The sequence below is a fragment of the Pseudomonas sp. WPR_5_2 genome (assembly GCF_003634475.1).
Lineage (GTDB): Bacteria > Pseudomonadota > Gammaproteobacteria > Pseudomonadales > Pseudomonadaceae > Aquipseudomonas > Aquipseudomonas izuensis.
Window position 1 is genome coordinate 327,506 of sequence record NZ_RBLA01000002.1, and the last position, 17,034, is coordinate 344,539.

The window sequence follows — 17,034 nt, forward strand, 5'->3', positions numbered from 1 at the left end:
GGATGGTCGTCGCTGTTCGCTCAGCGCTTTGTTTCAAAATCGATTGGCAGTGGTGTTGCTAGTCCGGCTTCAAGAGCCTTAGTCAGGATGAGTTCCGCCACCACGATGTCTTGAAGACCACCGCCTACTGACTTGAACATCGGGGCCTTGGTTTGCTTGAGCTGTTCACTGCAGGCGCCGCTCATCAGGTCTGACAAGCTGAAGGCCTTGTGGTGGAATTCGATCCCCGCGGCGTGAGCTGCGAGCATGTCTCCTGTCTCCTCCAGAACTTCTTCCAGGGTGTCGCAGATGATCAAATCGCTGCGTTCCACCACTGAAACGTCTATCTCGCGTTGCTCCGGGATGGTCGATCCGATCGAAACGACGGTAGCGTCCGGTTTCAACCAATCGCCAAACAAAATCGGCTTCTCATCGCGTGAGCGTGCCGCAGTCAGCACTATGTCAGCGCCTTCCACGGCCTCTTGTGCTGAGCCAACACCCCGAGCAGGTATTCCGAGATCTCGCGTCGCTGCTGCGGCAAATGCTTCGCGTCGCTCAGGGGTGGGGCTGAAGACAACTATTTCCGTCAATTCGCGGACGCTGGCGAAAGCACGGATGTGCATCGAAGCTTCCAACCCGCTTCCTATTACGGCAAGGCGGGCAGGTCTTTTGGGGGCGAGGCGGTCAAGAGCTGCGGCTGACGTAGCTGCAGTCCGGAATCCGGTCACTAGATTTGCATCAATAAATGCGGCAATGCGATTGGTCGTCCGATCAAACAAGACAATCACGTACTCGATTCCAGGTGGCGCATCGCCCATGTTCGAGCCCATCAGCTTGGCACCGAAGTAACGACCACCTGCCGGAATTGCCGGCAAGGTACGGAGCCAGGTTTTTTCAAGACTTGCAACGGTGCGGGGCGGCGTAGCTCGGGCTGGCAAGTGTTGTCCGTAAGCAGTCTGTAGCGCGGTGATCGCATCTTTCCAACGGAAAACGGCCTGCGCGGCAGCGCTTGAAACGAAAACGGGGGACTGGGAATTGGCGGTCATGCGTCGAGCTCCGGAACGGCAGAGATGGTTGAAGTAAAACGCGAGGCGGCCCATGTAGCCGCTCCGGTTGTGGTTGGATGTTCAACGTAAAACAATACAAACAAAACGATGCGTTTACAAAGTATTGGTGGCTAAGATCGCCGTTGTCAATGGCTTTACGGCCTAAATATGGGTTTGATTTGACATGGTTGCGGAAACGAAACGGAACGTATAGATTTGATTCGTCTTTAGCAATGTTGATGTCTGGGTGAGTGTATGAAGCCGGGCAGATTGGCGATTGAAGGCCTGGATGGACTGGTTCGGCACTGGTGGATCAGGGGCGTGATCCAACCATGCGCAGCTGAAGCCAAAAGCAGGCGAAAGTGCTACGCCGAATCTGTACTGCTCGATGCCTGGCGGCTCACTGCAGATGACTAAACGAGGGCTTTATTCGGTCGCGGATGCCTCTGCCGAGGCGTAGTTGATAGACCGGATCTGGCAAACAAGCTGTGTCATTAGGTAGCAGATACCACCCGCCGAAGAAGCGGAGAGGAGACAAGAATGAGTCAAGTTAAACGCGTTTTGATTGTAGGTAGCGGAATCGGCGGTGCCACCGCAGCCTATGCGCTGCGTAGAGCGGGGGTAGATGTCCACTGTATCGATATCAAGCCAGGGATTCCTTCGGCGGGGTCGGGGATTTGCCTGTTACACAACACGGTCCGAGCATTAGACATGATCGGTTTGGCAGAGCCTTGTCTCGACAGTGGTATGCGATTCGAAGCGTTTCGGCAGTTTGACTCATCAGGTCAAATCCTGCGTTCGGACCCTGCACCCCCGAGCTGTGGCATCCGTCGGCCAGAACTTGCTCGAATCTTGGAATCTGCAGCGGAAGGGGCGGGTGCAGTTCTGGATAAGGGGTTGACGATCGAGCGCCTCGACGACCGTGGTGACTGCGTCGAAGTTAAGTTTTCGGATGGCCGAGAGGCAACGTATGACTTGGTTGTTGCAGCAGATGGCGCCTATTCCAAACTCCGAGATCAGGTTTTCGGTTCTGAGTGTGGGCCTCGTTTTGCGGGGCAAAGTGTGTGGCGTTTTAATGCGCCGCGTCCTGCACAGATTGATGGGTTCTGTTTGTATCGCAGCCCATCGGGCAAGACTGTAGGCTCCTTTCCGACATCGAAGGATAGCTGCTACCTCTTTTATCTCGAGAACAGCAAGGAGCCACTGCGCGTACCTGAAGATCAAGCGAATATCATGATTCGCGAGCGCCTCGCTGAATATACCGCCCCCGCTGTGCTAGAAGCACTTGAGCAGGTAACCGAAGCCAGGCAGGTTATCTTCCGTCCCCTGGATATTACGTTGGTTCCAGCCCCTTGGTACCGTGGTCGCGTAGTACTCATTGGCGACGCTGCGCATGCACCAACACCGCATATGACTTCTGGAGGCGGTATGGCCATCGAAGATGCCGTGGTGCTTGCAGACTGTATTTCCAAGACCCGATCGGTTCGCGATGCGCTAGCGATGTACAGCGAGCGTCGATTTGAACGTTGCAAAACAATTTGCGATGCGTCATTGCAACTTTGCCGTTATGAGCAAGAAGATCCTCTTAAAAATAGGGAGAAGTCGGCGGCTTTGTTGCTGAAAACCTATCAATATTTGGGCCAGCCAATATAGAAGACATCAGAGCCGCATCGTCTATTGAAATATCCCGATTCACCCCTTTGGGGCGGAATCGGGATTGGACTAAAACATCGTTTACATTGGTCAATAACTGGTCAGACTTTGGTTAATCGTCTGAGTTTGTTACGCCCAGCAAATGATATATGTATTCGATATGCGATTTGGCAAATTCGTCGTTTAATGGAGCATGGCCTACCATTAGGCGCATGTAGACGGCTGAATAAATTATATCCATAAGCGATTCGACATTGGTATCACTCGGGATTTCGCCGCTGCGTTTCCATTCTTCAAGTGTTTCGCTAACTATCGCGCGTCGCCCATAGTGAAACCTTTCTCGAAAGGCGCGTAACACTGAAGGGTCTGATTGTCCCTCGGCTATAATTTGAGCAACTATTCGGCCATGCCAACCAGAAAACTGCTCCACTAGTGTACGGAAGTGAAGAGCGATGGCTTTTTTGGGGCCGAGTTCAATTGGCAGTGGGGTTTTAAGTAGATGGTTTTCGATGAATGCGTCAATAACGAGTAGTGCTTTAGAGTCCCACCACCTGTAAATGGTTGCTTTGCTGACGCCTGCTTCCTTTGCAATTGCCTCAATTGAGATTGCCTGAATGGATTGCTCGCGCAGCAACTTTAAGGTCGAGTTCAGAATTTGCAGTCGAGTGACTTCGCTGCGTGGTCGTCCTAAAGACGCTTTCCTAGCAGAAAGGCTGTTCTTCTCCTGCATAAAATATTCCTTAATAAATGACTAATTTTAACAGGAGCGTGATGCTGCATGTGCTTACTCTGCGGCAAAGGCGGCTGCCTGCTGAAATCAAGCTGAGGCGTTTCTGATCGTAGCCAACAGACCACTCAAGAAGCAATGTAAAAAATGCTTTGGGTCTAGCTTGGTGAGAGTGGAAGGCCAGTGTGTGCTCGCTCTGGAGACCGGATGAAGGCTGACGCTTGAGGCGAAGAAAAGGATACTTGCACGAAACGGTACGGATCGTATATGTTTGTTCCGCGCATATGAAGCTCATCACGGGCATACAACAAAAACGCGCCAAGGAGACAAACATGTATCAGGGTTCGAGCCTGAAGGGCGATGTTGCGACTATCGCCGGCGTGGGCGACATCCGGTACTCGCCCGGTGTACGGGTGACTGGGCGTGTCAAGCACGCCGACTTCGCTGATTTCGACACATTCCAGGTCAACGCTACGTCAGCGCGTAATGCCATCGGCTTGACTCTCGAAGCGGACCGCAGTCTTTCAACCTGCGTTCAGAACTCCACTGCATCCCTCAGCGGATTGGGGGAGTGAGCATGTCGATCGCCAATATTTCCAATTTTAGAATTGGGCGACGGAAGTTGCTCGTATCCACCGGAAGTGCCGCGACGCTCGCCATGCTGGGGGTGTTACCGGCACTCGCGATGCCTGCCCGAGAGATCGTTCGAAAACCATTCGACCTCCGTCAGTTTGAAGTTCGCTTTGTCGTGACGGACCGTCGGTTGCCGGAAAGCCTGGCTTTCGCCATTGAGCACGCCAAAAAGGGCAGTGCGCGGCTTGAAGTCACGGACGGACTCACGAGGCTTTGGCAGCAATCGCTCGTGCCGCTATGGCGCGAGCAAGGTGGCGCTGTCGTCGGACTCACCACGCGTGAGGTTTGGCATTGTCTTGCGGAGCAAGCACGCAGCCAATCGCGCCGTACGGTTTTGCTGCATCAGTACGACGTATCGGCGAGCCAACCCAATCCTTTGGTTTCATGGATCATTGCGTGACATTATGAGAACACCCCCGAATGTATCCCCCGAGGTTTTTTCCGCCGCGCTGCAGGAGTTTGCCGGTGTGGTCGGAAAAGAATGGGTCTTCGTTGAGGACGAAGATCTGTTTCCCTACCGTGATTCCTATTCCCCGTTACGCGACACGCTCGAGGATCGAAGCGCATCAGCTGCCGTGGCGCCCAGTTCGGTTGAAGAGGTGCAGGCGGTAGTGCGCATTGCCGATAAGCACCGCATTCCGCTGTATACGATTTCCACTGGCAAAAACCTTGGCTACGGCGGTTCAGCGCCCAATCATGCCGGCAGTGTAGTGCTGGATCTGAAGCGGATGAACCGCATCATTGAGGTCAGCGAAAGCAACGGCTACGCAATCGTGGAGCCGGGCGTCAGCTATTTCGATCTGTATAACTACATCCAGGAACGTGGCCTGAAGGTGTGGTTGGACGTCGCCGACCCGGGCTGGGGGAGTGTGGTTGGCAATGCACTTGACCATGGCGTGGGCCACACTTTGTCGCGCTTTCGCAACCACTTCGATTCGCACTGCGGCATGGAGGTGGTGCTGGCCAATGGGGAAGTGGTTCGCACGGGAATGGGAGCGCTGCCCGGTTCCCAGACTTGGGGACAATTCAAGATGGGGATGGGCCCTATCCTGGACGGCATTTTTTCCCAGTCCAATTTTGGCGTTGTCACCAAGATGGGCATCTGGTTGATGCCGGCACCAGAAGCCTTCATGCACGGCATGGTGATGGCTGCGCGTTATGACGACCTGCACGCCGTGGTGGAATTGCTCAAGTACGTCGAGAACACTGGGCTAGCCCCTGGGGCGCCGGAGATGGGCAGCCCGCTGCTCGGTATCAGCAATTACACGAAACATCTGGTAGACGCCTTTTACGATGGTCCGCCGCAGTTGCAGAAACAGCATGTTGATTTGATTGCGAAAGCCAGGGTCGGTTATTCGGCTGAATTGCAGAAGTATGGGCAGGACAACAACATTCCTTATTGGGTGCTCAACCTGAAGTTCTATGGGCCACCGAAGGTGATCCAGGCGCAGTGGGAGGTGGTACAGGAGCTGGCGGTAAAGTCGATCAAGGGCGTGCGCTTTCAGGCTGGCCAGATCCAGAGCGATCCGCGCAAAGCTTCCGCTGAGTGGACGATTTATCCTCAGGATGTGGGGGTACCGAACATGGATTTCTTCGGTATGGGCACGCGTGCCGGAGGTAACCCGCATCCGATGCGCGGCCATATGTGGTTCTCTCCGGTTATTCCACAGACTGCGGATGGCATCCTCGAAGCCAACCGCGTCTTCGAAGAGGCGCACCGCACCATGCCTGCGCTGCAGAATGTTCCGATCTGGAACCTCAGGCCCTTTGCGCTGCCTGCGCCGTTTTTCGAGCGTGCTTTCCTTTTCATCGTGGGCTTCCCGATCACCGATGATGCGGCAATGAACAAGGCCTCCATCAAGGCATATCGGACACTGCTCGATATCGGAGCACAGCACGGTTGGGGCGAATATCGTTGCCACCCGGAATTCCAGGACCAGGCCATGGGCCTGTATTCGTACAACAACAACAGCCTGCTGCGCTTGAACGAGGTCATTAAGGACGCCATCGATCCTAACGGGATTCTTTCGCCGGGCCGCTATGGCATCTGGCCCAAGCACTTAAGGGAGGGCGCCAAATGAAGACGCATTGCCTCATCGTGCTGATGCTGCTGGCAGGTCTGGCAGTCGCTTCTGAGCCGTCCGAACAAGCCGTATCAGCCAATCGTGGAAAGCTGGTTTTCGATCAGTGGTGCGGGATCTGTCACGCCGCATCTCCGCGCATGCCCGGCACTGCTTCGCTGGCGGCCAAGTACGGCGGCAGCTTACCGGCTGCATTGGAAGAGCGCACTGACATGCCCCCAGCCTTCATCAAATATTTCGTTCGCAACGGCGTACTGATCATGCCGGCATTTCGTAAAACCGAAATAACCGACGCCGACCTTGAATTGCTCGTCGACTACCTAAAGGCCAAAGACCAATGAGCTCACATTCTGTTTCTGACTCCCTGACCAGGGCTGCTAGCAACCGCAGGGAATCCCGCAACGGTACCGCAGCGCTCGTCATCGGGCATTGCGCTGGCCTGATGGATATCACCACTTTGCCGATCTGGGTCGGTATCGTCCTGATCGGGCAGCTAGCCCTTGATCCGCAGCGTGCAGGTTTCTTGCTGACGCTTTTCCTGGGGTCGGTCGTACTTAGCAGCCTGTGTATCGCACCCAAACTATCCCGACTCAACCGCAAGCGCATAGCATCGGCGGCTTATGCAGTGGCTGGTATGGCCTTTGCCAGCATGCCAAGCGTAAGTGGCAGCTATATCCTTTTGGCTTCGGCGCATGTCGTCGCAGGCCTGGCGGTCGGCTGCGGCCTGTCGATAGTTCACGGGACGATGGGCGGTACTGCTAATCCGCACCGCACAGCGGCAATGGCTTTTAGCTCGCTGAGCCTGGTGTCCATCCTGGTGATGGCGACGCTGCCTCCGCTAGTGGGTAAGATCGGCCCGAACATATTCTTCTACACGATGTCGGGAATCATGTTCACTGCCGCACTGGCCGCACTGCTGGCTTTTCCGAACGTGACCCGTACGGTCCAGCACGATGGATCCGCGCTCGCCAAGTTGCCTACCCGAGTGTGGTCCGGCATCGCAGGCGTGAGTCTTCTGATGGTGAGCCATTCGATGGTCTTCGGCTTCATCGAGCGCGTAGGGGGCTGGCATGGATTCAGCGCGGCGCAAATCACCACGGTGCTAGTTATCAGTGGCTTCGTGAATCTCGTACCTGTCGCCCTTTCCAGCATTCTCGAACGCCACTTGCCGGCCTCGGGCGTAGTCATGGCTGGCCCTCTGATCCAAGCCACCGCGGCTGTCGCTGTGACCCAGTTCGGTGGTTACGGGGTTTACATCGTAGCAACCTCAGTTCTCATCGCCGTCGTTACATTTACCCATGTGTTCGCATTCGGAGTGCTGGCGCGACTGGACCCGTCCGGTCGCGTGGTCGCGGCCACCCCGGTGATGGTCATGGCGGGTTCGGCTACTGGCCCACTTCTAGGGGGCGTGCTCGCCCTGCATGTTGGCTATGGCAGCTTGGGCTGGGCGGCGTTGGTATTGGGTCTTTTGTCCGCCATCTGCTTTCGCCTTGGTACCCGTCAGTCGTGATCAAAAACAATAATTGTATGAAGTCCCTTACTAGAGGATTGGTATGAGCAAGCGATTGCAGGACAAGGTCGTTTTACTGACCGGCATTGGCAGTGGGATGGGGCGCGAGACAGCTCGGCTGTTCGCCAGCGAAGGCGCGATCGTCGTCGGCTGCGACATCAATCCGCAGACGGCCGCAGAAACCGCGAAACTGGTAGAAAACGATGGTCATTCCATCGACGTGGTTGCACCTGTCGACCTCAGCAACCGCGACGATGTAGCGCGTTGGATCAACGGTGCTGCCGCTCGGCATGGCCGCATTGACGCGCTCTACAATAATGCCAGTCTGCCGCGATTTGCGCCTTTTGCGGTGCAGAGCGACGCCGACTATGTCTTCACGATCCAGAATGAACTCGATCTTGTCTGGCGTGCTTGTCAGCTTGCCTGGCCACATCTGGTGAAGTCGAAAGGTGCCATCGTCAACATCGGCTCCGGTGCTGGCATGCAGGGAGCGAGAGCGCTACCGCAGGCGGCGCATGCAGCGGCGAAGGGGGCGGTCCTTGCCCTGACGCGCCAACTTGCCGCAGAAGGCATCGCTGTTGGTGTACGGGTTAACTCGGTCAGCCCTGGTGTGATGAACACCCCGCCGGTTCAGGCGATGTATCGGGAATTTGGCGACAAGGCACCCGTGGCTCCGATCGTGGAACGCACCCTCACCGGCAAGCCAGGCGAGCCGATCGCTGTCGCTTGGGCTGGCCTTTACCTGACCTCTGATGAGTCTAAATGGGTCACCGGGATCAATATTCCTGTGGACGGTGGTGCTAGCTCAATCATGTAAGTCGAGTCGGATTCAGATGATTGAACCCGGCAAGCCGACCCTATACAGGCAAGAGTAGTTTTGACCATGACCAACATTTCGATGAATACCAGCAACGCAGCCAAGGTGCTGGCAAGCCCGCTGCAGATCAATGGATTGCAGATTAAAAACCGCATTATCCTTGGACCGATGGCGGTGCTTCGCCCGACCGAAGACGGCCGCCCAAGCGAGCAGACCATCGCGTTCCTCAAGCGTCGTGCGCAGGGCGGGGTGGGCCTGGTCATCGTTGGCGGATCGGTGTGCAGCGAACGAGCCTGGAACGAGTCGCCGTTTTCACCAAACCTTCGCTTTGACAAGGACGAATTCGTCGATGATCTCAAGCGTATGACCGACGCTGTACATGAATGCGGTGCGGCAGTGTTCGCGCAGCTGTTTCCGAGCTTCGGCCGCATGGGTGTGCCGCGCAACGGTCAGTGGATTTTGGCGGCCAGCCCGAAGCCGGTGAACTTGGGGGCCGGCGGCTTGCCCAACCATCTGTACATCCCCGGTGGCCGAATCACACCGGTGCCACACGAGGCCAGCATCCAGGAGATCAAGGACATCGAGGCGAGCGTCGTCGCCGGTGCACGCCGGGCCAAGGCTTGTGGTTTCGATGGGGTCGAGATTGGCGCACACATGTGCTACTTCTACTCGTCCTTTTTTTCCCCGCTGGCCAATCAACGCACCGATGAATACGGCGGCTCGGTTGCGAATCGCGCTAGAGCCTTGCGCGATGTGGTTGCAGCGGTGCGCGCCGAAGTCGGCCCGGATTATCCGGTGGGTGTGCGCATGAGTGTGAATGACCATATGCCCGGCGGCCAAGGGCCTGAGGGTTACGCTGAAGTGGCAGCGCACATCGCCGAGGTCGGCCTGGACTTCATCTCGCTAAGCGAGGGCAACTACGAGTCGATGCGTGACAATGTGCCGAGTTCTTCCGGCAACATGCTGAACCACGGGGGGCCGCAGGCCTTCCGCAAGGCACTGGGTAGCGGGGTGCGCCTGTTCCTTTCCAGCACTCCAGACCCCAGGCAAGCGGCGGCGGCTATTTGGGACGGTGATGTCGATGCCAGCATGCTAGCGCGTCAGATGCTGGCCGACCCTGATTATGCGGTGAAGGTTATCGAAGGCCGTCAGGCTGAAATTGTGTGGTGTGACCATGCCAATTCCTGTCTACGCAGGCTAATACTCAACGCACCGGTCGCCTGTCATAAAAATCCGGAGATGGGACGCGAGGATCCGAAGGCCAAACGTTCCAGCCCGGCTCAGAACCTGGGCGTCTGGGTAGCGGGGAATAAGGTGCTGATGGGCGTTGCCGACAAGCTTATCCGCGCCACGCAGAAGAAATGATCCAATTGGTACGAGCACTTCGATAAGTTTTATGGCGAGACGAACGGGGTGTTCGTAATCAATCGCTCGACGCCGGTACTCGATCAAGTCAATGCTTTCGCATTGGACGTTATCATCAATCACTAGGCCTCGGAGTCAATGATATTGACACCCAGTAAGTGGTACACAAAGCTTATGTGCGACTCTGCAAATTCCTGATTGAGTGGGGCGTGTCCAATCATGAGTCGCATATAAACTGCTCCGTAAATCAAATCCATTAGTATCTCGATATCTGTATCGGGAGAGATCTCGCCGCTAATCCTCCACTCTTCTAGAGTCTCTCGAATTATGGCGCGTCTTCCATAATGAAATCGCTCTCGAAAGTCTTTTAAAGTAGAGGGGGATGATTGACCTTCCGCGAGGATTTGTGCAACCAATCGACCGGCCCAGCCGGAATATTGTTCTACAAGGGATCGGAAGTGCTGAGCAATTGCCTCTCGCGGACCAAGCTCTCGTGGCAATGAAGTCTTCAGCATCTGATTCTCTATGAACGCATCAATAACGACTAATGCCTTGGAGTCCCACCAACGATATATGGTCGATTTACTAACGCCAGCTTCTCGCGCGATCGCTTCGATTGAGATGGCTTGAATGGATTTTTCCTGCAGGAGGCTGATGGTAGCTTCCAGGATCTGACGGCGTGTAGCTTCACTTCGTGGGCGGCCCACTATCGATTTAGCGGTCGATACGGATTTATTAATCGACATTCCCAAGATCCTTGCCCAAGTACATTTGTTTCAAAAAAACAAAAGCCTAGGGTGGCTCTCGTCTCGAAATTAATTATGATACGCACGGTTCAGTATATAGCCTGTGTATAAAAATTCCTACCATTGAGGAATGGCAGTGTAGCGTGAAATATTTTGCTCACGATTACGTCAATTTAGCCTCATAGACGTAGGCCTTCGTCGTAAAAATTGGTGGGGGCGTACTAGCTTTCAATGCCTCTGGTTTATGAGGTCTTTACGGGTCATTGCGCCTCGTATATCTGCGATTTTTTTGGGGGGTAGTCATTTCTGGCAGTCGCTCCGCGAGCAACCAGATAAGGAGGAGGGGGACATACTTCTTCAAGCAACTATCAGTGAATGTCAATACCAACTCCGTTGGTTTTAAACTCCTTGCGTGGCTCGGTCAGACCCTCATAGTTGATCTGTCCCAATTCAAAACTGTTACCTACGTGCTTGAACTGGTTTGTCATCGGTGTCGATAAACCAAACTTGGGGCTCGTTTGCGCTTTTTGTTCATCGCAATAATCACCTCTATGAAAAGTGCAATCTTCCGTTTGTAACGTGCATTTTTTGTCGTGTTCCGGCACTCCATACTGGACTGGTGTTGACCCGCTTACCTGCTTGCCATCTACCGTACTGTGCCTTCTGGCACTATTCGCAGGTATCTGCTGAGCGGAGCGCTACTATCCAATAATAAAGAGACCGCCTATGAAAACTCCAAATCCGCTGCTGGAAGACCTGAAAGGCGTTCTGCCTACTATCGCGGCTAACGCCTTCGAGGCCGAACGCGCGCGTTGTGTTCCCACCGAAAATATTGCCCTGCTCAAAGGCATTGGTATGCACCATGCCTTGCAACCGAAAAAGTACGGTGGCATGGAGATCTCTCTGCCTCAGTTTGCCGACTGCATTGCATTGTTGGCTGGTTCCTGTGCCAGTACTGCCTGGGCCATGAGCCTTCTATGTACTCACAGTCATCAAATCGCAATGTTTTCAAGCAAGCTGCAGGATGAAGTTTGGGGGAATGACCCTGATGCTACTGCTAGCAGCAGCATTGCGCCTTTTGGTCGCACCGAGGAAGTGGAGGGCGGTGTCCTCTTCAGTGGTGAAATGGGATGGAGTTCAGGCTGTGATCATGCCGAGTGGGCCATCATGGGTTTCTTTCGCGAGAATGCCGAAGGTACTCGAGATTATTGTTTCGCCGTGCTGCCAAACAGCGACTATGAAATTCGCGATGATTGGTTTGCCGTTGGTATGCGTGCTAGTGGTAGCAAAACCTTGATCGTCAAGAATGCTTTCGTACCCGAGCACCGAATCCAGAAAGCCAAGGACATGATCGAAGGTAAGTCGGCAGGCTTTGGTCTGTACCCGGACAGCAAGATTTTCTTCGCCCCTTATCGGCCGTATTTCGCCAGCGGTTTCTCGACCGTCAGCTTGGGAATTGCCGAACGCATGCTGGATGTTTTCCGTGAAAAAACTCGCAACCGTGTTCGTGCCTACACGGGTGCTGCTGTCGGCGCCGCTACCCCGGCATTGATGCGCTTGGCAGAGTCCACCCATCAGGTTGCGGCCGCCCGAGCACTACTGGAAAAGAGCTGGGAGGAGATCGCTGAGTTCAGTGAGCGCCAGGAGTACCCAAGCCGCACCACGCTAACGTTCTGGCGTACTAATCAGGGCTATGCGACGAAGATGTGCATCCAGGCCGTGGACCGTCTAATGGAGGCCGCTGGCGGGGGGGCCTGGTTTGAAACAAACGAGTTGCAACGCCTTTTCCGCGATTCGCATCTTACTGGTGCACATGCCTACACCGACTACGACGTGTGTGCACAAATACTTGGTCGCGAACTGATGGGTCTTGAACCTGATCCATCAATGGCCTGAGGCCGTTCACCGCCAAGCCACAAGCCCCTCATAAAAATAATCAGAGCACGCCCCTCGGCGTGCTCGGGAGTCTTGCATGTCCGATATTAATGAGATTGCCGCTTCTTCCGCCTTTGATGTGCGTGCATTTCGCCGCGCATTAGGTAACTTCGCCACCGGTGTGACAGTGGTGACAGCCGCCGATCACAACGGGCGCAAAGTGGGGGTGACGGCCAACAGTTTCAACTCGGTATCGCTCGATCCGCCGTTGATTCTCTGGAGTATCGATAAGCGATCTACAAGTCATGACGTATTTGCTACCGCTACCCACTTTGCTGTGAATGTGCTTGCTGCCGATCAAATTGATTTGTCGAACAATTTCGCTCGTCCAAAAGACGATCGTTTTGCTGGCATCGAATACGAATCAGGTCACGGCGGGTCGCCAATTCTTGCTGATTGCTCAGCGCGTTTTCAGTGCAAAAATTATCAGCAGCTGGATGGTGGTGATCATTGGATCATGATTGGCAGGGTAGTGGCTTTCGATGATTTTGGTCGTTCGCCGTTGCTGTATCACCAGGGGGCATACTCCATGGTGTTGCCGCACACGCGCATGACCAAGAGTGGTGAAGGGCAGCCGCCGAGCAGCCACTTCCAAGGAAGGCTGAGCCACAATTTGTACTACCTCATGACCCAAGCGTTGCGCGCGTATCAGGCAAGCTATCAGCCGCGGCAATTGTCGACGGGATTGCGGACCAGTGAGGCACGTATGCTGATGGTGCTGGAAAATGATGCGGGGATGAGCCTCACGGATCTGCAGCGGGAGGTGGCGATGCCCGTGCGGGAAATCGAAGAGGCCGTTGCCAATCTCACTCGCAAGGGGCTGGTCTGTGAAGAAGATGGGCGCTTGCGTCTGACCGTTAAAGGTATCGATGAAACAGAAGGATTATGGTCAATAGCCCGAGAACAGCAGGAAAAAGTCTTCAGTCAATTCAGCGACGACCAATTGGAAACCTTCAAGACTGTGTTGAAAGCGGTTATCAAGCACTGACGTGCTCTGGATAGCGATCAAGTGGACGGCGCCGAAAGCGCCGTTTTTTTATGGACGCAAGAAACTTCATCGCTATTTCGTCGTGATAAGATTGTTAACATGATAACTAAATTCGGGTCGTATCAAATGTCCAGGCATCGGCAGTCTCTGACACTCAATTTGCTCCAGGCCCGTGAAGTGGCCATGAGCTTTTTTCGGCCTTCCCTGAAGGATATAGGCCTCACTGAGCAACAATGGCGAGTAGTGCGGATTCTCAGTCAGCAGGGCGAACTGGAGATCAATCGTTTGGCGGACTTGGCGTGCATTCTCAAGCCCAGCATGACAGGCGTATTGGCGCGGATGGAAACCGCGCAGTTTGTCGAACGACGGCGTTCAGAACACGACCAGCGTCGAGTGCTGGTAAAACTGACGGTTGCCGGAGATAGTTGTTTTGAAAGTATGAGGGGGGGCATGGAAGAGAACTATGAGCGCTTGCAGGAGCGCTTCGGCGCGGAAAAATTGCAGACGTTGCTGGAGTTGCTCAACGATTTGAAGTCACTGAAGCGTTGATCTCTGGGGGATCACTGCTGGCAGAAACGACCGCCAGCAGTGAGCATTTGCAATTGGCCTAAAATCAGTAAACGCCGCCGGTACTGATGGTGGTCGGGGTATTCTTGAACTTGCTTGTCAGTGCTTGCAAGCCTTGCATTAGCACAGTGGTGTCGACACCCACCGCTACGAATGCCGCGCCGAGCTCGATGTAGCGTCTGGCCAGTTTTTCGTCAGCGCTGAGAATGCCGGGTGCTTTGCCCGCATCGCGGATTCGTATGATCGTGTCTTCAATGACTGCCTGAACTTCGGGATGGCCCGGGTTACCGCGATGGCCCATCGCAGCGCTCAGGTCGGCCGGGCCGATAAACACCCCGTCAACGCCTTCGACGTTGACGATAGCGTCCAGATTGTCCAGGCCTTTGAGGCTTTCAATCTGCACCAGCAGGCATATTTGCTCATCAGCTTTGTCCAGGTATCCGGGCACGGTGTTCCAGCGCGACGCCCGCGCCAATGCGCTGCCTACACCGCGCACGCCACTGGGCGGATAGTGCACCGCGCGCACAAGTTCTCGCGCTTGCTCGGCGCTTTCGACCATCGGCACCAGCAAGGTCTGGGTACCGATGTCCAAAATCTGTTTGATCAACGTTGTGTCGCCAGCGACAGGGCGGATTACCGGATGACTGGCGTAGGGTGCTATCGCCTGCAACTGGCCTAGCATGCTGCGCACGTCATTGGGTGCATGCTCGCCGTCGATCAATAACCAATCAAAATCGGCATTGGCTGCCAGCTCCGCGCAGTAAGGGGTGGCGAGGCCGAGCCAAAGGCCGATCTGCGCTTTGCCGCTTTTCAGGCGTTGCTTGAATGTGTTGATGGGCATATCCATGAATCAGTCCTCCAGGAGTCAGACGAAGCGGCAGGAGATGGAGCCCAGCATGTCGTAGTCGACATGGAAGGTATCGCCCGGGCTGGCGGCTACTGGACGGGTAAACGACCCGCCCAGAATGATTTGCCCCGGTTGTAACGTGACGTCGTAGGGGGCGAGCTTATTGGCCAGCCAGGCGACACCTTTCGCGGGGTGATTGAGCACAGCGGCAGAAACCCCTGATTCCTCGATCACGCCATTGCGGTACAAAACGGCTGGCACCTTACGCAGGTCGATCTCATGAGGGCGCACAGCACGGCCACCCATGACCACCCCTGCGTTCGCCGCATTGTCGGAAATGGTGTCGAAGACCTTTCGCGTGGCTTTGGTCTCGGGATCGATCTGCTGGATACGCGCGTCAATGATTTCCAGGGCCGGGATCACCCATTCAGTAGCATCCAGCACATCGAAAATAGTCACGTTCGGGCCTTTGAGCGGCTTGCCGAGGATGAATGCCAGTTCCACTTCAACGCGCGGCACGATAAAGCGGTTGAAGGGGATATCGGTGCCTTCGTCGAACAGCATGTCGTCCAGCAATGCCCCGTAATCCGGTTCTGTAATATTTGATGAAACCTGCATGGCCCGAGAGGTCAGGCCAATCTTGTGCCCCACCAGCTTGCGTCCGTTCTTTATTTTCTGAGCCACCCAGGCTCGCTGAATGGCATAGGCATCTTCGATGGTGATGTGTGGATGCGCGAGGGAGAACTGACCGACTTGCTCACGAGAGCGTTCGGCGTTGTCCAGTTGGGCAGCGGCTTGCTGGATGATTTCTTGATCGAGCATGACTTGGATCTCTTAATCAGGATTGACGATGGCGGCGGGTGTGCGCAGCACTAGAAAGGCGCCTGCGATGATCAAGGTCGCGAGGACGTAGAGAGCAAGACTGGCGCTGTGGGTCGTGTCACGCATCCAGCCAATCAGATTGGGTGTCAGAAACGAGGCAATGCTTCCCAGAGAACTGATCAAGGCGATGCCTGCCGCCTGGGTGCTGTTTGACAAGAATGCGGGTGGTAGCTGCCAAAACATCGGCAGTGCGGCGCTCGCACCCATACCCGCAATTACCAATCCGCCGATTACCATGAAGGGGTCGTCAGGTAAAAGTCCGGCTACGGCGATACCGAGGGCTGACATGAGCAATGGCACACTCAAGTGCCACCGGCGTTCACGGCGCCGATCCGATGAGCGTCCGCAGGCGATCATGAAACCGCAGCCCGCCAGGTAGGGCAGGGCACTGAGCAGGCCGACCTTGCCATCGCTGCCAATCCCGGAACTGTGAATCAGCGTAGGCATCCAGAAAGCCAGCGTATTGACCGCCAACATGACCGCGCAATAGATGCCCACCAGCAGCCAAACTTGCGGGTCTCGCAGAATTCCGCCGAACGAGATGATTGATTTGCGTTGTTCTTCGCTAGCCAATTGGTTGCGCAATTGGTCTTTCTGCTCGTTACTCAGCCACATGACCGACTCGAAGTTGTCGGGCAACACCTTGAGTACTAGCAAGCCGAGAAGCACGACGGGTGCGCCTTCAATTAGGAACATCCACTGCCACCCACGCAGGCCCCCGACATCATGAAAGCCTTGCAGTATACCGCCCGATAGGGGGCCACCGATGACCCCGGCCAGCGGCACTGCAATGGCAAACAACGCAGTGACTTGTGCGCGTCTGCTGGCCGGATACCAGCGGTTCAGGTACACCAGAATACCCGGGAAAAATCCGGCCTCGGCGACACCGAGCAAAAATCGCAAGGCGTAGAAACCCTCAGCGTTTTTGATCAGCAGCATGCTGGTCGACAGGGTTCCCCAGACAACCATCAACAAAGCGATCCAGCGTCGTGGCCCGATGCGATCTAGAGCGATGTTGCTGGGTACACCGAACATCGCGTAGGCGATAAAAAATAGGCCCGCACCAAAGCCGTAGACGGTATCGCTGAACTGCAGGTCGGCGCCCATCTGCATCTTGGCGAAACCAATGTTGATCCGATCAAGATGAGCAAACAGGTAACACACCAGCAGCAGTGGCATCAGCCGCCAGGTCACTGTGCGGTGAGTCAGCGTTGCAGCATCGCTCAAAGGTTGTGCAGCGGAGGTGGCTATGCTCATG

17 protein-coding genes are annotated in these 17,034 nt (G+C 55.2%); 11 read left to right on the forward strand and 6 right to left on the reverse strand.

Translation table 11 applies throughout. The annotated features are described in order from the left end of the window. Positions 1-20: 20 nt before the first annotated feature. A complete protein-coding gene (locus tag BJ917_RS10155; protein WP_121103264.1) occupies positions 21-1,025 on the reverse strand; it encodes an ornithine cyclodeaminase family protein in 1,005 nt (334 codons plus the stop codon). A gap of 540 nt (positions 1,026-1,565) precedes the next feature. On the opposite strand from BJ917_RS10155, the gene BJ917_RS10160 reads away from it, so the two are divergent. Then, positions 1,566-2,678, forward strand: a complete 1,113-nt coding sequence (locus BJ917_RS10160; protein ID WP_121103265.1) for an FAD-dependent oxidoreductase — start codon at positions 1,566-1,568, stop codon at positions 2,676-2,678. A 112-nt stretch (positions 2,679-2,790) separates the two neighbouring features. Here the strand turns inward: BJ917_RS10160 and BJ917_RS10165 are convergent, their stop codons facing one another. Beyond that, complete coding sequence (locus BJ917_RS10165) at positions 2,791-3,408, reverse strand: TetR/AcrR family transcriptional regulator (protein WP_121103266.1); 618 nt, start codon at positions 3,406-3,408, stop codon at positions 2,791-2,793. A 329-nt stretch (positions 3,409-3,737) separates the two neighbouring features. Here BJ917_RS10165 and BJ917_RS10170 point away from each other — a divergent pair, with 329 nt between their 5' ends. The 7 genes from BJ917_RS10170 (at position 3,738) to BJ917_RS10200 (ending at position 9,811) form a co-directional block, all read left to right on the forward strand. Continuing rightward, positions 3,738-3,980 (forward strand): hypothetical protein, encoded by a 243-nt coding sequence (locus tag BJ917_RS10170; protein ID WP_147432561.1) that lies wholly within the window; start codon positions 3,738-3,740, stop codon positions 3,978-3,980. Between the two features lie 2 nt (positions 3,981-3,982). Further along, a complete protein-coding gene (locus tag BJ917_RS10175; RefSeq protein WP_121103268.1) occupies positions 3,983-4,438 on the forward strand; it encodes a hypothetical protein in 456 nt (151 codons plus the stop codon). A 4-nt stretch (positions 4,439-4,442) separates the two neighbouring features. Beyond that, a complete protein-coding gene (locus BJ917_RS10180) occupies positions 4,443-6,119 on the forward strand; it encodes an FAD-binding protein (protein WP_121103269.1) in 1,677 nt (558 codons plus the stop codon). Beyond that, positions 6,116-6,460 carry a cytochrome c gene (locus BJ917_RS10185; RefSeq protein WP_121103270.1) on the forward strand — a complete coding sequence of 115 codons (345 nt, stop codon included), beginning with the start codon at positions 6,116-6,118 and terminating at the stop codon, positions 6,458-6,460. The genes BJ917_RS10180 and BJ917_RS10185 overlap by 4 nt, the downstream gene beginning before the upstream one ends. Continuing rightward, positions 6,457-7,629, forward strand: a complete 1,173-nt coding sequence (locus BJ917_RS10190) for an MFS transporter (RefSeq protein WP_372237710.1) — start codon at positions 6,457-6,459, stop codon at positions 7,627-7,629. The genes BJ917_RS10185 and BJ917_RS10190 overlap by 4 nt, the downstream gene beginning before the upstream one ends. Positions 7,630-7,672: 43 nt before the next feature. Continuing rightward, complete coding sequence (locus BJ917_RS10195; RefSeq protein ID WP_121103272.1) at positions 7,673-8,446, forward strand: SDR family NAD(P)-dependent oxidoreductase; 774 nt, start codon at positions 7,673-7,675, stop codon at positions 8,444-8,446. Positions 8,447-8,512: 66 nt separating this feature from the next. Continuing rightward, entirely contained in the window at positions 8,513-9,811 is a 1,299-nt protein-coding gene (locus BJ917_RS10200) for an NADH:flavin oxidoreductase (protein ID WP_121103273.1), read from the forward strand. Positions 9,812-9,933: 122 nt separating this feature from the next. Here BJ917_RS10200 and BJ917_RS10205 read toward each other — a convergent pair whose 3' ends face one another. Further along, entirely contained in the window at positions 9,934-10,557 is a 624-nt protein-coding gene (locus BJ917_RS10205; RefSeq protein WP_121103274.1) for a TetR/AcrR family transcriptional regulator, read from the reverse strand. Between the two features lie 726 nt (positions 10,558-11,283). Here BJ917_RS10205 and BJ917_RS10210 point away from each other — a divergent pair. From BJ917_RS10210 to hpaR, 3 genes are all read left to right on the forward strand, one after another. Then, positions 11,284-12,453 (forward strand): p-hydroxyphenylacetate 3-hydroxylase oxygenase component, encoded by a 1,170-nt coding sequence (locus tag BJ917_RS10210; protein ID WP_121103275.1) that lies wholly within the window; start codon positions 11,284-11,286, stop codon positions 12,451-12,453. 76 nt (positions 12,454-12,529) lie between these two features. Beyond that, positions 12,530-13,480, forward strand: coding sequence for a p-hydroxyphenylacetate 3-hydroxylase reductase component (locus BJ917_RS10215; protein WP_121103276.1), 951 nt, complete (start codon positions 12,530-12,532; stop codon positions 13,478-13,480). A 126-nt stretch (positions 13,481-13,606) separates the two neighbouring features. After that, positions 13,607-14,029 carry a homoprotocatechuate degradation operon regulator HpaR gene (gene hpaR / locus BJ917_RS10220; RefSeq protein WP_121103502.1) on the forward strand — a complete coding sequence of 141 codons (423 nt, stop codon included), beginning with the start codon at positions 13,607-13,609 and terminating at the stop codon, positions 14,027-14,029. A 64-nt stretch (positions 14,030-14,093) separates the two neighbouring features. Here the strand turns inward: hpaR and hpaI are convergent, their stop codons facing one another. From hpaI to BJ917_RS10235, 3 genes are read right to left on the reverse strand one after another with little or no spacing between them, the layout of a single operon-like run. After that, on the reverse strand, positions 14,094-14,894 hold the full coding sequence (gene hpaI, locus BJ917_RS10225; RefSeq protein WP_121103277.1) for a 4-hydroxy-2-oxoheptanedioate aldolase: 801 nt from the start codon (positions 14,892-14,894) through the stop codon (positions 14,094-14,096). An 18-nt stretch (positions 14,895-14,912) separates the two neighbouring features. Next, a complete protein-coding gene (gene hpaH / locus BJ917_RS10230) occupies positions 14,913-15,716 on the reverse strand; it encodes a 2-oxo-hept-4-ene-1,7-dioate hydratase (RefSeq protein ID WP_121103278.1) in 804 nt (267 codons plus the stop codon). Between the two features lie 12 nt (positions 15,717-15,728). Further along, positions 15,729-17,033: an MFS transporter gene (locus tag BJ917_RS10235; RefSeq protein ID WP_121103279.1), complete on the reverse strand. Its 1,305-nt coding sequence runs from the start codon at positions 17,031-17,033 to the stop codon at positions 15,729-15,731. Between the last annotated feature and the right edge of the window lies 1 nt (position 17,034).

Bases quoted from the DNA above. Each gene is read 5' to 3' on its own strand.
- BJ917_RS10160 (WP_121103265.1), top strand. From the start codon at position 1,566: ATGAGTCAAGTTAAACGCGTTTTGATTGTAGGTAGCGGAATCGGCGGT.
- BJ917_RS10195 (WP_121103272.1), top strand. From the start codon at position 7,673: ATGAGCAAGCGATTGCAGGACAAGGTCGTTTTACTGACCGGCATTGGC.
- BJ917_RS10165 (WP_121103266.1), bottom strand. From the start codon at position 3,408: ATGCAGGAGAAGAACAGCCTTTCTGCTAGGAAAGCGTCTTTAGGACGA.
- BJ917_RS10200 (WP_121103273.1), top strand. From the start codon at position 8,513: ATGACCAACATTTCGATGAATACCAGCAACGCAGCCAAGGTGCTGGCA.
- BJ917_RS10215 (WP_121103276.1), top strand. From the start codon at position 12,530: ATGTCCGATATTAATGAGATTGCCGCTTCTTCCGCCTTTGATGTGCGT.
- hpaH (WP_121103278.1), bottom strand. From the start codon at position 15,716: ATGCTCGATCAAGAAATCATCCAGCAAGCCGCTGCCCAACTGGACAAC.
- BJ917_RS10210 (WP_121103275.1), top strand. From the start codon at position 11,284: ATGAAAACTCCAAATCCGCTGCTGGAAGACCTGAAAGGCGTTCTGCCT.
- BJ917_RS10175 (WP_121103268.1), top strand. From the start codon at position 3,983: ATGTCGATCGCCAATATTTCCAATTTTAGAATTGGGCGACGGAAGTTG.
- hpaR (WP_121103502.1), top strand. From the start codon at position 13,607: ATGTCCAGGCATCGGCAGTCTCTGACACTCAATTTGCTCCAGGCCCGT.
- hpaI (WP_121103277.1), bottom strand. From the start codon at position 14,894: ATGGATATGCCCATCAACACATTCAAGCAACGCCTGAAAAGCGGCAAA.
- BJ917_RS10205 (WP_121103274.1), bottom strand. From the start codon at position 10,557: ATGTCGATTAATAAATCCGTATCGACCGCTAAATCGATAGTGGGCCGC.
- BJ917_RS10170 (WP_147432561.1), top strand. From the start codon at position 3,738: ATGTATCAGGGTTCGAGCCTGAAGGGCGATGTTGCGACTATCGCCGGC.
- BJ917_RS10180 (WP_121103269.1), top strand. From the start codon at position 4,443: ATGAGAACACCCCCGAATGTATCCCCCGAGGTTTTTTCCGCCGCGCTG.
- BJ917_RS10190 (WP_372237710.1), top strand. From the start codon at position 6,457: ATGAGCTCACATTCTGTTTCTGACTCCCTGACCAGGGCTGCTAGCAAC.
- BJ917_RS10155 (WP_121103264.1), bottom strand. From the start codon at position 1,025: ATGACCGCCAATTCCCAGTCCCCCGTTTTCGTTTCAAGCGCTGCCGCG.
- BJ917_RS10185 (WP_121103270.1), top strand. From the start codon at position 6,116: ATGAAGACGCATTGCCTCATCGTGCTGATGCTGCTGGCAGGTCTGGCA.
- BJ917_RS10235 (WP_121103279.1), bottom strand. From the start codon at position 17,033: ATGAGCATAGCCACCTCCGCTGCACAACCTTTGAGCGATGCTGCAACG.